This window comes from Pseudomonas sp. Mn2068, from assembly GCF_049319725.1.
Lineage (GTDB): Bacteria > Pseudomonadota > Gammaproteobacteria > Pseudomonadales > Pseudomonadaceae > Aquipseudomonas > Aquipseudomonas gingeri.
The window spans coordinates 1-15,816 of sequence record NZ_JBMOUG010000029.1 but is presented as its reverse complement, the minus strand read 5'-3'; the positions used below and the strand labels follow the sequence as shown (position 1 = coordinate 15,816).

The following is a 15,816-nucleotide window of genomic DNA, read 5'->3' as shown; positions in this document are numbered from 1 at the left end:
AAGACCATCGCGATGGAAGACGGCCTGCGTTTCGCTATCCGTGAAGGCGGTCGTACCGTCGGCGCCGGCGTCGTAGCAAAAGTAATCGAATAAGTAGTTGAAATACCTCTCTCAGGCCGACATAATGGTCGGCCTGATTCAAGTTTTAGGTCAGTAGCTCAATTGGCAGAGCGACGGTCTCCAAAACCGTAGGTTGGGGGTTCGATTCCCTCCTGACCTGCCAGATTCACTCGGTGTGTCTGGCTTTCTTTTCACAGGATCCTCTTAGATGACCTCCAACACTGAAGCCCAAGGCTCTCGCTTCGATCTTCTCAAGTGGCTCGTTGTAGTCGCTCTGGTGGTGATTGGTGTTGTTGGCAACCAGTACTACGCTGGTTCGCCGATCCTGTACCGTGTACTCGCTCTGCTTGTCATTGCTGCTGTAGCTGCCTTTGTAGGCCTGCAGACCGCCAAAGGCAAGTCGTTCTTTGTACTGGCCAAGGAAGCTCGCACCGAAATCCGTAAAGTCGTATGGCCGACTCGCCAAGAAACCACGCAGACCACGTTGATTGTCGTGGCTGTGGTGCTGGTTATGGCGTTGCTGTTGTGGGGGCTCGATTCCCTGCTCGGCTGGCTTGTTTCCTTGATTGTTGGCTAAGGGTGTCCCGTGGCTAAGCGTTGGTACGTTGTGCATGCTTACTCGGGTTACGAGAAGCATGTCATGCGCTCGTTGATCGAGCGGGTAAAGCTGGCAGGCATGGAAGATGGCTTCGGCGAAATTCTGGTCCCTACTGAAGAAGTAGTGGAAATGCGTAATGGCCAGAAACGCAAAAGCGAACGCAAGTTCTTCCCTGGTTACGTGCTGGTACAGATGGATATGAACGAGGGGACTTGGCACTTGGTCAAGGATACTCCTCGGGTGATGGGCTTTATTGGCGGTACCGCCGACAAGCCTGCACCGATCACCGACAAAGAGGCCGAGGCCATTCTGCGTCGTGTCGCTGATGGTAGCGACAAGCCGAAGCCGAAGACGTTGTTCGAGCCGGGCGAAGTGGTACGTGTTACCGACGGTCCGTTCGCAGATTTCAACGGCACGGTCGAAGAAGTTAACTACGAGAAGAGCCGGATCCAGGTCGCGGTGCTCATTTTCGGTCGCTCTACTCCGGTAGAGTTGGAGTTCAGTCAGGTCGAAAAGGTCTAGCTGAGCAAGCATCCCAACCCCACAGCCCTAGGCTGTGGGGTTTTGTCGTCACTGGGATAAACGCGCAAGTAACCGGGGAGCCTTTCGAGGCGTTCGAACCCGTAATTGGAGTGCCTCATGGCCAAGAAGATTACCGCTTACATCAAGCTGCAAGTGAAGGCCGCCCAGGCCAACCCTAGCCCACCCGTCGGTCCAGCTCTGGGTCAGCACGGCGTGAACATCATGGAATTCTGCAAGGCCTTCAACGCCCGTACCCAGGGTCTTGAGCCAGGTCTGCCGACTCCAGTGATCATCACTGTCTACAGCGACCGTAGCTTCACTTTCGAAACCAAGTCGACCCCGGCTTCGGTTCTGCTGAAGAAAGCTGCTGGCCTGACCAGCGGTTCTGCTCGTCCTAACACCGTTAAGGTTGGCACCGTGACCCGTGCTCAGCTGGAAGAAATCGCGAAGACCAAAAACGCGGATCTGACTGCAGCTGATATGGATGCAGCCGTGCGTACCATCGCCGGTTCTGCTCGTAGCATGGGCCTTAACGTGGAGGGTGTGTAATGGCTAAGCTGACCAAGCGCCAAAAGGCTATCGCCGGCAAAATCGAAGCAGGCAAGGCCTACAACTTTGTAGACGCCGCCGCTCTGCTGACCGAGCTGTCGACTGTCAAGTTCAGCGAGTCCGTTGACGTTGCTGTAAACCTGGGCGTTGACCCACGTAAATCCGACCAGGTCGTACGTAGCGCTACCGTGCTGCCACACGGCACTGGCAAGACCGTTCGTGTTGCCGTGTTCACCCAGGGTCCAGCTGCCGAAGCTGCTCTGGCTGCCGGCGCCGATCGCGTTGGCATGGACGACCTGGCTGCCGAAATGAAAGGCGGCGACCTGAACTATGACGTGGTCATTGCTTCCCCGGACGCAATGCGTGTTGTAGGTCAACTGGGTCAGATCCTCGGTCCACGTGGCCTGATGCCTAACCCTAAAGTCGGTACCGTAACTCCAGACGTAGCCGGCGCGGTCAAGAACGCCAAGGCTGGTCAGGTTCGTTATCGCACCGACAAAAACGGCATTATCCACACTTCCGTTGGCAAGGTCGGCTTCGATGCCGTCAAGCTGAAGGAAAACGTTGAAGCCCTGATCGCCGACCTGAAGCGTATCAAGCCAGCTTCCTCGAAAGGTATCTACGTCAAGCGCGTTACCCTGAGCACCACCATGGGCCCAGGTCTGGTCATCGACCAGAGCTCGCTGGACGCGTAAGACAAAAGTGGGTGCAAGCGATTGCACCCATTGAAAGATTGGGGTCCCTGCCTGGCGGGGGCTATCCAAGACCGTAGGCGGCGCAAGCCTTAAACCACAAGCCTACGCAGATGGTGCTCCCGGTTCCTTACCGAATCAGACACCAAAACGACATCCGGCTTCGGCCAGATGAAACGGTAACAAGCAGGAGTTGAACCCGTGGCAATTAATCTCGAAGACAAGAAGGCCATCGTCGCTGAAGTCAACGAGGCTGCCAAAGTCGCTCTGTCCGCTGTCGTGGCTGATGCCCGTGGCGTAACAGTAGGCGCAATGACCGGACTCCGTAAAGAGGCTCGTGAAGCTGGCGTATACGTACGTGTTGTACGTAACACCCTGCTCAAGCGCGCTGTTGCTGACACTGAATACAGTGTTCTCAACGACGTGTTCACCGGCCCTACCCTGATTGCGTTCTCCAAGGATCATCCGGGCGCTGCTGCCCGTATTTTCAAAGAGTTCGCCAAGGGTCAGGACAAGTTCGAGATCAAGGCAGCTGCGTTCGAGGGCAAGTTCCTCGCAGCGAACCAGATCGACGTGCTGGCAAGCTTGCCAACCCGTGACGAAGCCATTTCCCAGCTGATGAGCGTGATTCAAGGCGCTACCAGCAAACTGGCTCGTACTCTGGCGGCAATCCGCGAGCAGAAAGAAGCTGCCGCAGCCTGAGGCTGAGCATTTCCTTTCTCGCGTATTTTTGTTTATTTCGATGGCCGTACAGGCTGTCCCCCAATTCAGGAATTGAGTCATGTCTCTGACTAACGAACAAATCATCGAAGCAATCGGCCAGAAAACCGTTCTGGAAGTTGTTGAGCTGATCAAGGCAATGGAAGAAACCTTCGGCGTTTCCGCTGCTGCCGCTTCGGCTGGCCCAGCTGTTGCTGCTGCCGTTGTTGAAGAACAAACCGAGTTCAACGTTGTTCTGAAAGCCGCTGGCGAGAAGAAAGTCAACGTCATCAAGGCTGTACGTGAACTGACCGGTCTGGGTCTGAAAGAAGCCAAGGAAAAGGTTGACACCGCTCCTCAGGTCATCCTGGAAGGTGTTGACAAAGGCGCCGCTGACAAAGCTGCTGCCGCGCTGAAAGAAGCAGGCGCTGACGTCGAAGTTAAGTAACTTTCGACTGTGCGTCTCCAGCCCGAGCGTTAAGCGACAGGCTGATGGCTGGTGGCTCTTGCCACCGGCCTTTTTCCGTTATTGGCGACCGGCTCGGCCGGCGCCTCTAACGTGCTTCAACCACCCGATGCGGTGGCGCAAACCAAGGGGTTTGCACGATTTTCTGGCTGCTCCCGTCGGGAGAGGCCAAACAAGCAGGTGACCAAGCTGGGGAACGCTGATGGCTTACTCATATACTGAGAAAAAACGTATCCGCAAGGACTTTAGCAAGTTGCCGGACGTCATGGACGTACCGTACCTCCTGGCTATCCAGCTGGATTCGTATCGCGAATTCTTGCAGGCGGGCGCGACCAAGGACCAGTTCCGTGACGTCGGTCTGCATGCGGCCTTCAAATCCGTTTTCCCGATCATCAGCTACTCCGGCAACGCTGCTCTGGAGTACGTTGGCTATCGTCTGGGCGAACCGGCCTTTGATGTCAAGGAATGCGTATTGCGCGGCGTGACCTATGCGGTTCCGCTGCGGGTGAAAGTGCGCCTGATCATTTTCGACAAAGAATCGTCGAACAAAGCGATCAAGGACATCAAAGAGCAAGAAGTCTACATGGGTGAAATCCCCCTGATGACTGAGAACGGTACCTTCGTAATCAACGGTACCGAGCGTGTAATCGTTTCCCAGCTGCACCGTTCCCCGGGCGTGTTCTTCGACCACGACCGCGGCAAGACGCACAGCTCCGGCAAACTGCTGTACTCCGCGCGGATCATTCCGTACCGCGGTTCGTGGCTGGACTTCGAGTTCGACCCGAAAGACTGCGTGTTCGTCCGTATCGACCGTCGCCGCAAGCTGCCGGCTTCCGTGCTGCTGCGCGCGCTGGGCTATGGCACCGAAGAAGTTCTCGACGCGTTCTACACCACCAACGTATTCCACGTTAAGGGCGAGACCCTGAGCCTGGAACTGGTGCCTCAGCGCCTGCGCGGTGAGATCGCGGTCCTCGATATCCAGGACGACAAAGGCAAGGTTATTGTCGAGCAGGGTCGTCGTATCACCGCTCGCCACATCAACCAGCTGGAAAAAGCCGGGATCAAAGAGCTGGAAGTGCCACTGGACTACGTCCTGGGTCGCACTACCGCCAAGGTCATCGTGCATCCGGCTACCGGCGAAATCCTGGCAGAGTGCAACACCGAGCTGAACACCGAGATCCTGGCAAAGATCGCCAAGGCCCAGGTTGTTCGCATCGAGACGCTGTACACCAACGACATCGACTGCGGTCCGTTCATCTCCGACACGCTGAAGATCGACTCCACCAGCAACCAACTGGAAGCGCTGGTCGAGATCTATCGCATGATGCGTCCTGGTGAGCCACCGACCAAGGATGCCGCCGAGACCCTGTTCAACAACCTGTTCTTCAGCCCTGAGCGTTATGACCTGTCTGCGGTCGGCCGGATGAAGTTCAACCGTCGTATCGGTCGTACCGAGATCGAAGGTTCGGGCGTGCTGTGCAAGGAAGACATCGTCGCGGTACTGAAGACCCTGGTCGACATCCGTAACGGCAAGGGCATCGTCGACGACATCGACCACCTGGGTAACCGCCGTGTTCGCTGCGTAGGCGAAATGGCCGAGAACCAGTTCCGTGTTGGCCTGGTGCGCGTCGAGCGTGCGGTCAAGGAACGTCTGTCGATGGCCGAAAGCGAAGGCCTGATGCCGCAAGACCTGATCAACGCCAAGCCGGTCGCGGCCGCGGTGAAGGAGTTCTTCGGTTCCAGCCAGCTGTCGCAGTTCATGGACCAGAACAACCCGCTGTCCGAGATCACGCACAAGCGTCGTGTCTCCGCACTCGGCCCGGGCGGTCTGACCCGTGAGCGCGCAGGCTTCGAAGTTCGTGACGTACACCCGACGCACTACGGTCGTGTCTGCCCGATCGAAACGCCGGAAGGTCCGAACATCGGTCTGATCAACTCCCTGGCCGCTTATGCGCGCACCAACCAGTACGGCTTCCTCGAGAGCCCGTACCGCGTGGTGAAAGACGCCCTGGTCACCGACGAGATCGTGTTCCTGTCCGCCATCGAAGAAGCCGATCACGTGATCGCCCAGGCTTCGGCCACGATGAACGACAAGAAAGTCCTGATCGACGAGCTGGTAGCTGTTCGTCACCTGAACGAATTCACCGTCAAGGCGCCGGAAGACGTCACCCTGATGGACGTTTCGCCGAAGCAGGTAGTTTCGGTCGCCGCGTCGCTGATTCCGTTCCTCGAGCACGACGACGCCAACCGTGCGTTGATGGGTTCGAACATGCAGCGTCAGGCTGTACCGACCCTGCGCGCCGACAAGCCGCTGGTAGGTACCGGCATGGAGCGCAACGTTGCCCGTGACTCCGGCGTTTGCGTCGTGGCTCGTCGTGGTGGCGTGATCGACTCCGTCGATGCCAGCCGTATCGTGGTCCGTGTTGCCGATGACGAAGTTGAACCGGGCGAAGCCGGTGTCGACATCTACAACCTGACCAAATACACCCGCTCGAACCAGAACACCTGCATCAACCAGCGTCCGCTGGTGAGCAAGGGTGATCGCGTTCAGCGCAGCGACATCATGGCCGACGGCCCGTCCACCGACATGGGTGAACTGGCACTGGGTCAGAACATGCGCATCGCCTTCATGGCGTGGAACGGCTTCAACTTCGAAGACTCCATCTGCCTGTCGGAACGCGTTGTTCAGGAAGACCGCTTCACCACGATCCACATCCAGGAACTGACCTGTGTGGCCCGTGACACCAAGCTTGGCCCAGAGGAAATCACTGCGGACATCCCGAACGTGGGTGAAGCCGCACTGAACAAGCTGGACGAGGCCGGTATCGTCTACGTCGGCGCCGAAGTCGGCCCTGGCGACATCCTGGTCGGCAAGGTCACTCCGAAAGGCGAGACCCAACTGACTCCGGAAGAAAAACTGCTGCGTGCGATCTTCGGTGAGAAGGCCAGCGACGTCAAAGACACCTCCCTGCGCGTGCCGACCGGCACCAAGGGTACTGTCATCGACGTACAGGTCTTCACCCGCGATGGCGTTGAGCGCGACAGCCGTGCCCTGTCCATCGAGAAGAGCCAGCTCGACGAGATCCGCAAGGACCTCAACGAAGAGTTCCGTATCGTTGAAGGCGCGACTTTCGAACGTCTGCGTTCCGCCCTGGTCGGTCACACCGCCGAAGGCGGCGCCGGTCTGAAGAAAGGCCAGGAGATCACCAACGAGATCCTCGACGGTCTTGAGCACGGCCAGTGGTTCAAGCTGCGCATGGCTGAAGACGCCCTGAACGAGCAGCTCGAGAAGGCCCAGGCCTACATCGTCGATCGCCGCCGTCTGCTGGACGACAAGTTCGAAGACAAGAAGCGCAAGCTGCAGCAAGGCGATGACCTGGCTCCGGGCGTACTGAAGATCGTCAAGGTCTACCTGGCAATCCGTCGTCGCATCCAGCCGGGCGACAAGATGGCCGGTCGTCACGGTAACAAGGGTGTGGTCTCCGTGATCATGCCGGTTGAAGACATGCCGCACGATGCCAATGGCACCCCGGTCGACGTCGTTCTCAACCCGCTGGGCGTACCATCGCGTATGAACGTCGGTCAGATCCTTGAAACCCACCTGGGCCTCGCGGCCAAAGGTCTGGGCGAGAAGATCAACCGTATGATCGAGGAGCAGCGCAAGGTTGCTGACCTGCGCAAGTTCCTGCACGAGATCTACAACGAGATCGGCGGTCGCAACGAAGAGCTGGACACCTTCTCCGACCAGGAAATCCTGGATCTGGCGAAGAACCTGCGAGCTGGCGTGCCAATGGCTACTCCGGTATTCGACGGTGCCAAGGAAGTTGAAATCAAGGCCATGCTGAAACTGGCAGACCTGCCGGAAAGCGGCCAGATGCAACTGTTCGATGGTCGTACCGGCAACAAGTTCGAGCGTCCGGTTACCGTTGGCTACATGTACATGCTGAAGCTGAACCACTTGGTAGACGACAAGATGCACGCTCGTTCTACCGGTTCGTACAGCCTGGTTACCCAGCAGCCGCTGGGTGGTAAGGCGCAGTTCGGTGGTCAGCGTTTCGGGGAGATGGAGGTCTGGGCACTGGAAGCATATGGTGCCGCATACACTCTGCAAGAAATGCTCACAGTGAAGTCGGACGATGTGAACGGTCGGACCAAGATGTACAAAAACATCGTGGACGGCGATCACCGTATGGAGCCGGGCATGCCCGAGTCCTTCAACGTGTTGATCAAGGAAATTCGTTCCCTCGGCATCGATATCGATCTGGAAACCGAATAACACGTGACGCGAATCGAGAGCGGGGCAGCACTGCCCGCTCTCTGCTCCGCCAGGAGGAAAGGCCTTGAAAGACCTACTGAATTTGCTGAAAAACCAGGGTCAAGTCGAAGAGTTCGACGCCATCCGTATCGGATTGGCATCGCCTGAGATGATCCGTTCGTGGTCGTTCGGTGAAGTTAAAAAGCCGGAAACCATCAACTACCGTACGTTCAAACCAGAACGTGACGGCCTGTTCTGCGCCAAGATCTTTGGCCCGGTAAAGGATTACGAGTGCCTGTGCGGTAAGTACAAGCGCTTGAAGCACCGTGGTGTGATCTGCGAGAAGTGCGGCGTTGAAGTCGCGCTGGCCAAGGTTCGTCGTGAGCGCATGGCGCACATCGAGCTGGCTTCGCCGGTTGCCCACATCTGGTTCCTGAAGTCCCTGCCGAGCCGTATCGGCCTGCTGATGGACATGACCCTGCGTGATATCGAACGCGTTCTCTACTTCGAGAGCTATGTCGTTATCGACCCGGGCATGACCACCCTTGAAAAAGGCCAGCTGCTGAACGACGAGCAGTACTTCGAAGCCCTCGAAGAGTTCGGTGACGACTTCGACGCCCGCATGGGTGCCGAAGCTGTCCGCGAACTGCTGCACGCGATCGACCTGGAGCACGAGATTGGCCGTCTGCGCGAAGAAATTCCGCAAACCAACTCGGAAACCAAGATCAAGAAGCTGTCCAAGCGCCTAAAGTTGATGGAGGCCTTCCAGGGCTCCGGCAACCTGCCTGAGTGGATGGTGTTGACCGTTCTGCCGGTTCTGCCGCCAGACCTGCGTCCACTGGTTCCACTGGATGGCGGCCGCTTCGCGACTTCCGACCTCAACGATCTGTATCGTCGGGTGATCAACCGTAACAACCGTTTGAAGCGTCTGCTGGACCTGTCCGCTCCCGACATCATCGTGCGCAACGAAAAGCGCATGCTGCAGGAAGCTGTGGACGCCCTGCTGGACAACGGTCGTCGCGGTCGTGCCATCACCGGTTCGAACAAGCGTCCTCTGAAATCCCTGGCTGACATGATCAAGGGTAAGCAGGGGCGTTTCCGTCAGAACCTGCTCGGTAAGCGTGTTGACTACTCCGGTCGTTCGGTAATTACCGTAGGCCCGACCCTGCGTCTGCACCAGTGCGGTCTGCCGAAGAAGATGGCCCTCGAGCTGTTCAAGCCGTTCATTTTCGGCAAGCTGGAAATGCGTGGTCTGGCGACCACCATCAAGGCCGCCAAGAAGATGGTCGAGCGCGAGCTGCCAGAGGTCTGGGACGTTCTCGCCGAAGTGATTCGCGAACACCCCGTACTGCTCAACCGTGCACCGACCCTTCACCGTCTGGGTATCCAGGCGTTTGAACCGGTACTGATCGAAGGCAAGGCTATCCAGCTGCACCCTCTGGTCTGTGCTGCGTACAACGCCGACTTCGACGGCGACCAGATGGCCGTGCACGTACCGCTGACACTGGAAGCCCAGCTGGAAGCGCGTGCGTTGATGATGTCGACCAACAACATCCTGTCGCCAGCCAACGGTGAGCCGATCATCGTTCCGTCGCAGGACGTTGTATTGGGTCTGTACTACATGACCCGTGAAGCGATCAACGCCAAGGGCGAAGGTCGTATCTTCGCGGACCTGCAGGAAGTCGACCGCGTATTCCGCGCCGGCGAAGCCGCGCTGCACGCCAAGATCAAGGTTCGTATCACTGAAACCGTGAACGACCGTGATGGCGGCAGCGTCCAGAACACCCGTATCGTCGACACCACTGTCGGCCGTGCGCTGCTGTTCCAGGTGGTTCCGAAAGGTCTGTCGTTCGACGTCGTCAACCTGCCGATGAAGAAGAAGGCGATCTCCAAGCTGATCAACCAGTGCTACCGCGTGGTTGGTCTGAAAGAGACCGTGATCTTCGCTGACCAGTTGATGTACACCGGTTTTGCCTATTCGACCATTTCCGGCGTTTCCATCGGTGTTAACGACTTCGTTATCCCGGATGAAAAAGCCCGCATCATCGGTGCTGCCACCGACGAAGTGAAAGAGATCGAAAGTCAGTACGCCTCCGGCCTGGTAACCCAGGGCGAGAAGTACAACAAAGTAATCGACTTGTGGTCCAAGGCGAACGACGAAGTCTCCAAGGCGATGATGGCCAACCTCTCGAAAGAGAAGGTCATCGACCGTCATGGTGTCGAAGTCGACCAGGAGTCCTTCAACTCGATGTACATGATGGCCGACTCGGGTGCACGGGGTTCTGCTGCGCAGATCCGTCAGCTGGCCGGTATGCGTGGCCTGATGGCCAAGCCGGACGGCTCCATCATCGAAACGCCGATTACCGCGAACTTCCGTGAAGGCCTGAGCGTACTCCAGTACTTCATCTCGACTCACGGTGCTCGTAAGGGTCTGGCGGATACCGCGTTGAAAACCGCGAACTCCGGTTACCTGACCCGTCGTCTGGTGGACGTTGCACAAGACCTGGTCGTGACCGAGATCGACTGTGGTACCGAGCACGGCCTGCTGATGACTCCGCACATCGAAGGCGGCGACGTTGTAGAGCCGCTGGGTGAACGCGTTCTGGGTCGAGTCATCGCCCGTGACGTATTCAAGCCGGGTACCGAGGACGTCATCGTTCCTGCTGGCACCCTGGTCGACGAGAAGTGGGTTGAATTCATCGAGCTGAACAGCATCGACGAAGTGATCGTGCGCTCGCCAATCAGCTGTGAAACCCGCTACGGCATCTGCGCCAAGTGCTACGGTCGCGACCTGGCTCGTGGTCACCAGGTGAACATCGGTGAAGCGGTCGGCGTTATCGCTGCCCAGTCCATCGGTGAGCCGGGTACCCAGCTGACCATGCGTACGTTCCACATCGGTGGTGCGGCAAGCCGGACCTCGGCAGCCGACAGCGTTCAGGTGAAGAATGGCGGTACTGTCCGTCTGCACAACCTGAAGCACGTTGAGCGTGTCGATGGTCACCTGGTTGCGGTGTCCCGTTCCGGTGAGCTGGCAATCGCCGACGACTACGGTCGTGAGCGCGAGCGCTACAAGCTGCCGTACGGTGCGGTGATTTCGGTTAAAGAGGGTGACAAGGTCGACGCTGGCGCCATCGTGGCCAAGTGGGATCCGCACACTCACCCGATCGTTACCGAAATGAAAGGTACCGTGACCTACGTGGGCATGGAAGAAGGCATCACGATCAAGCGTCAGACCGACGAATTGACCGGTATGACCAACATTGAAGTGCTCGATGCGAAAGACCGTCCGGCAGCCGGCAAGGACATCCGTCCTGCGGTGAAGATGGTCGACGACAACGGCAAGGATCTGTTGCTGCCAGGCACTGACGTAATCGCTCAGTACTTCCTGCCAGCCAACGCCCTGGTCGGTGTTGCGGACGGTGCGCGGATCGCGATCGGTGACGTTATCGCTCGTATTCCGCAAGAGACTTCGAAGACCCGTGACATCACCGGTGGTCTGCCGCGTGTTGCCGACCTGTTCGAAGCCCGTCGTCCGAAAGAAGCCTCGATTCTGGCTGAAGTCAGCGGCACCATCGCGTTCGGTAAAGAGACCAAGGGCAAGCGTCGTCTGGTCATTACCCCGAACGACGGCAGCGATCCGTACGAAGAGCTGATTCCGAAGTGGCGTCACCTGAACGTCTTCGAAGGCGAACAAGTGAACCGCGGCGAAGTTATCTCCGACGGTCCGAGCGATCCACACGACATCCTGCGTCTGCTGGGTGTGAGTGCGCTGGCCAAGTACATCGTCAACGAGATCCAGGACGTTTACCGTCTGCAAGGCGTGAAGATCAACGACAAGCACATCGAGACCATCCTGCGTCAGATGCTGCGTAAAGTTGAGATCGCCGAATCCGGCGACTCCAGCTTCATCAAGGGCGACCAGATGGAACTGACTCACGTACTGGTGGAAAACGAGCGCCTGGCGACCGAAGACAAGTTCGTGTCCAAGTTCACTCGCGTGTTGCTGGGTATCACCAAGGCGTCGTTGTCGACCGAATCGTTCATCTCCGCGGCCTCTTTCCAAGAGACCACCCGCGTACTGACCGAAGCGGCCGTTACCGGCAAGCGCGATTACCTGCGCGGCCTGAAGGAAAACGTGGTCGTGGGTCGTCTGATCCCGGCCGGTACCGGTTTGGCCTACCACAGCGAGCGCAAGCGTCGCCGTGAACTGGACAAACCGTTGCGCGTAAGCGCCAGTGAAGTGGAAGCTGCACTGACCGAAGCCCTGAACTCGAGCGGTAACTGAGTTCTGCGGCAGTGAAAGCGAGGCCCTGGTAGCCTTTTTCCGATCATCGCGACATTTTTTGTTGCGATGGACGGGGAGGGGAGGCCGGGGCCTTGTCTTGACTGGGGACAAGATCCTCTTTAGACTCTTGTACCCCTAAATTTGGCGGGGATTCGTTCCTGCCATTTTGCTTTTCTTGCAAGACAATAGCGTCGCAAGACAACAGTGGAGCTAGTAGATGGCAACTATCAACCAGCTGGTACGTCAGCCGCGTAAGCGTATCGTCGAGAAATCCGACGTACCTGCGCTGCAGAACTGCCCGCAACGTCGTGGCGTGTGCACCCGTGTGTACACCACTACGCCGAAAAAACCTAACTCGGCACTGCGTAAAGTATGCCGTGTGCGCCTGACCAACGGTTTCGAGGTTTCCTCGTACATCGGTGGTGAAGGTCACAACCTGCAAGAGCACAGCGTGGTACTGATCCGCGGCGGTCGTGTAAAAGACTTGCCAGGTGTTCGTTACCACACCGTTCGCGGCTCTCTGGATACTTCGGGCGTTAAAGGCCGGAACCAGGGTCGTTCGAAGTACGGTACCAAGAAGCCTAAGTAGTAGTGGCTTTTGGTAGCAAAAAACTGATTTCTATTTTTCTGAGTCGATAAGAGTAAGGTCGGGCGTACATCCTCAGGGTGTAGTGGTCCCGAGCTAACCTGAAGACCGTTTGAGGGCTTATCCATGCCAAGAAGACGCGTAGCAGCCAAGCGCGAAGTGCTTGACGATCCAAAATACGGAAGCCAAATCCTGGCCAAGTTCATGAACCACGTGATGGAAAGCGGCAAGAAAGCCGTTGCCGAACGTATCGTTTATGGCGCGCTGGAAAAGGTTAAAGAGCGTAAAGCCGGTACTGATCCCCTGGAACTCTTCGAGAAAGCACTCGACGCCATCGCTCCGCTGGTCGAAGTGAAGTCGCGCCGTGTAGGCGGTGCTACTTACCAGGTTCCGGTTGAAGTTCGTCCGTCCCGTCGTAATGCTCTGGCAATGCGCTGGTTGGTAGACTTCGCCCGTAAGCGCGGCGAGAAGTCTATGGCTCTGCGTTTGGCTGGCGAACTGCTGGACGCCGCCGAAGGTAAAGGTGCTGCAGTTAAGAAGCGTGAAGACGTGCACCGTATGGCTGAAGCCAACAAGGCTTTCTCGCACTACCGCTTCTAATTTTAGCGTCACTCATTTTGCGAGGGCTTTATGGCTCGTACAACCGATATTAAACGCTACCGTAACATTGGTATCGTTGCTCACGTGGACGCGGGTAAGACCACGACTACCGAGCGCGTCCTGTTTTACACGGGCGTAAACCACAAGATGGGCGAGGTGCATGACGGCGCCGCGACCATGGATTGGATGGTGCAGGAGCAGGAGCGGGGTATTACCATTACCTCCGCTGCGACTACCGCATTCTGGGAAGGCTCGAACAAGCAGTTCCCCAAGCACCGCTTCAACATCATCGATACCCCGGGCCACGTTGACTTCACCATCGAAGTAGAGCGCTCCCTGCGCGTACTCGACGGCGCTGTCGTTGTGTTCTGCGGTACTTCGGGTGTTGAGCCGCAGTCGGAAACCGTATGGCGTCAAGCCAACAAGTACGGCGTTCCACGTCTTGTTTACGTCAACAAGATGGACCGTGCCGGCGCAAACTTCCTGCGCGTGATCGGTCAGATCAAGCAGCGTCTGGGTCACACTCCGGTGCCTATCCAGTTGGCTATCGGCTCCGAAGACAACTTCGAAGGTCAGATCGATCTGATCAGCATGGAAGCTGTCCGCTGGAACGACAGCGACAAGGGCATGGCGGCTATCCGCGGTCCTATCCCTGCCGAACTGCAGGAGCTGGCTGAAGAGTGGCGCAGCAACATGGTCGAGGCTGCGGCCGAAGCCAACGAAGAGCTGATGAACAAGTACCTCGAGGGCGAAGAGCTCACCGTCGAGGAAATCAAAGGTGCTCTGCGTCAGCGGACCATCGCCGGTGAAATCGTTCTGGCTGTTTGCGGTTCCTCTTTCAAGAACAAGGGTGTTCCCCTGGTTCTCGACGCCGTTATCGACTACCTGCCCGCGCCAGTGGACATTCCTGCCATCAAGGGTTCCGACCCGGATGACGAGACTGTCGAAATGGAGCGTCATGCAGACGACAACGAGCCGTTCTCGGCTCTGGCGTTCAAGATCGCTACCGACCCATTCGTGGGTACCCTGACCTTTGCCCGTGTTTACTCGGGCGTGTTGAACTCCGGCGACGGCGTGATCAACTCGGTCAAGGGCAAGAAAGAGCGCGTGGGTCGTATGGTGCAAATGCACGCAAACACCCGCGAAGAGATCAAGGAAGTACGCGCTGGCGACATCGCGGCCCTGATCGGCATGAAGGACGTCACCACGGGTGACACCCTCTGCTCGCCTGACAAGCCAATCATCCTGGTTCGCATGGACTTCCCGGAGCCGGTTATCTCGGTTGCCGTTGAGCCGAAGACCAAGGATGACCAGGAAAAAATGGGTATCGCTCTGGGCAAACTTGCTCAGGAAGACCCGTCTTTCCGCGTCAAGACTGATGAAGAGACTGGTCAGACGATCATCTCCGGCATGGGCGAATTGCACCTGGACATCCTGGTTGACCGGATGCGCCGTGAGTTCAACGTCGAAGCCAACATCGGTAAACCACAGGTTTCCTATCGTGAGAAGATCACGAAGTCCTGTGAGATCGAAGGCAAGTTCGTTCGCCAGTCCGGCGGTCGTGGCCAGTTCGGCCATTGCTGGATCCGTTTTGCTCCTGCTGACGAAGGTCAGGAAGGTCTGCAATTCGTGAACGAAGTCGTGGGTGGTGTGGTTCCTAAGGAATACATCCCGGCGATCCAGAAGGGTATCGAAGAGCAGATGAAGAACGGCGTTGTTGCCGGCTATCCGCTGATCGGCCTGAAGGCTACCGTGTTCGATGGTTCTTACCACGACGTCGACTCCAACGAGATGGCGTTCAAGGTGGCTGCTTCCATGGCGACCAAGCAACTCGCGTCCAAGGGCGGCGGTGTTGTACTTGAGCCGATCATGAAGGTAGAAGTTGTAACACCTGAGGACTACATGGGTGACGTGATGGGTGACCTGAACCGTCGTCGTGGTCTGATCCAGGGTATGGAAGACACGGTCTCCGGCAAGGTTATCCGCGCCGAAGTTCCGCTGGGCGAGATGTTCGGTTATGCGACCGACGTTCGTTCCATGTCCCAGGGTCGCGCGAGCTACTCTATGGAATTCTCCAAATACTCCGAAGCTCCGTCGAACGTCGTCGAAGCTATCGTTAAAAAACAAGGCTGATTCAGCCCTTTAGGCAAGGAGTTAATTGTCGTGGCTAAAGAAAAATTTGATCGTTCCCTACCGCACGTCAACGTTGGCACCATCGGTCACGTTGACCATGGTAAAACCACTCTGACTGCTGCTCTGACTCGCGTTTGCTCCGAAGTTTTCGGTTCTGCAGTCGTTGAATTCGACAAGATCGACAGCGCTCCAGAAGAGAAAGCTCGCGGTATCACCATCAACACCGCGCACGTCGAGTACAACTCGAAGATCCGTCACTACGCTCACGTTGACTGCCCAGGTCACGCTGACTATGTGAAGAACATGATCACCGGTGCTGCCCAGATGGACGGCGCGATCCTGGTTTGCTCGGCCGCCGATGGTCCGATGCC

Annotated in this window: 12 protein-coding genes, 1 tRNA gene and 1 pseudogene; all 14 read left to right on the top strand. The window is 57.4% G+C overall.

Annotated elements, in window-relative coordinates:
* Window positions 1-93, top strand: a pseudogene (locus tag ACL9RJ_RS33090) (elongation factor Tu); the annotation flags it as partial.
* A 54-nt stretch (window positions 94-147) separates the two neighbouring features.
* Window positions 148-223, top strand: a tRNA-Trp gene (locus ACL9RJ_RS33085).
* Window positions 224-268: 45 nt separating this feature from the next.
* Window positions 269-637: a preprotein translocase subunit SecE gene (gene secE / locus ACL9RJ_RS33080; protein ID WP_017123213.1), complete on the top strand. Its 369-nt coding sequence runs from the start codon at window positions 269-271 to the stop codon at window positions 635-637.
* Between the two features lie 9 nt (window positions 638-646).
* Window positions 647-1,180, top strand: coding sequence for a transcription termination/antitermination protein NusG (nusG, locus tag ACL9RJ_RS33075; RefSeq protein WP_010443972.1), 534 nt, complete (start codon window positions 647-649; stop codon window positions 1,178-1,180).
* 117 nt (window positions 1,181-1,297) lie between these two features.
* Window positions 1,298-1,729 (top strand): 50S ribosomal protein L11, encoded by a 432-nt coding sequence (gene rplK / locus ACL9RJ_RS33070; RefSeq protein WP_003176435.1) that lies wholly within the window; start codon window positions 1,298-1,300, stop codon window positions 1,727-1,729.
* Window positions 1,729-2,424: a 50S ribosomal protein L1 gene (rplA, locus tag ACL9RJ_RS33065; protein WP_017123211.1), complete on the top strand. Its 696-nt coding sequence runs from the start codon at window positions 1,729-1,731 to the stop codon at window positions 2,422-2,424. Before rplK ends, rplA begins: the two co-directional genes overlap by 1 nt.
* 198 nt (window positions 2,425-2,622) lie before the next feature.
* On the top strand, window positions 2,623-3,123 hold the full coding sequence (rplJ, locus tag ACL9RJ_RS33060) for a 50S ribosomal protein L10 (RefSeq protein WP_017123210.1): 501 nt from the start codon (window positions 2,623-2,625) through the stop codon (window positions 3,121-3,123).
* 79 nt (window positions 3,124-3,202) lie between these two features.
* On the top strand, window positions 3,203-3,568 hold the full coding sequence (rplL, locus tag ACL9RJ_RS33055; protein WP_017123209.1) for a 50S ribosomal protein L7/L12: 366 nt from the start codon (window positions 3,203-3,205) through the stop codon (window positions 3,566-3,568).
* Window positions 3,569-3,788: 220 nt separating this feature from the next.
* Window positions 3,789-7,862 carry a DNA-directed RNA polymerase subunit beta gene (gene rpoB, locus ACL9RJ_RS33050; RefSeq protein WP_042934140.1) on the top strand — a complete coding sequence of 1,358 codons (4,074 nt, stop codon included), beginning with the start codon at window positions 3,789-3,791 and terminating at the stop codon, window positions 7,860-7,862.
* Window positions 7,863-7,926: 64 nt separating this feature from the next.
* Entirely contained in the window at window positions 7,927-12,126 is a 4,200-nt protein-coding gene (gene rpoC / locus ACL9RJ_RS33045; protein ID WP_017123207.1) for a DNA-directed RNA polymerase subunit beta', read from the top strand.
* A gap of 217 nt (window positions 12,127-12,343) precedes the next feature.
* A complete protein-coding gene (rpsL, locus tag ACL9RJ_RS33040) occupies window positions 12,344-12,715 on the top strand; it encodes a 30S ribosomal protein S12 (protein ID WP_002555494.1) in 372 nt (123 codons plus the stop codon).
* Window positions 12,716-12,838: 123 nt separating this feature from the next.
* Entirely contained in the window at window positions 12,839-13,312 is a 474-nt protein-coding gene (gene rpsG / locus ACL9RJ_RS33035) for a 30S ribosomal protein S7 (protein ID WP_017123206.1), read from the top strand.
* 30 nt (window positions 13,313-13,342) lie between these two features.
* Window positions 13,343-15,445 (top strand): elongation factor G, encoded by a 2,103-nt coding sequence (gene fusA, locus ACL9RJ_RS33030; protein WP_042934139.1) that lies wholly within the window; start codon window positions 13,343-13,345, stop codon window positions 15,443-15,445.
* 30 nt (window positions 15,446-15,475) lie between these two features.
* On the top strand, window positions 15,476-15,816 hold a 341-nt coding region (locus tag ACL9RJ_RS33025), incomplete at its 3' end, for a GTP-binding protein (protein WP_422766014.1).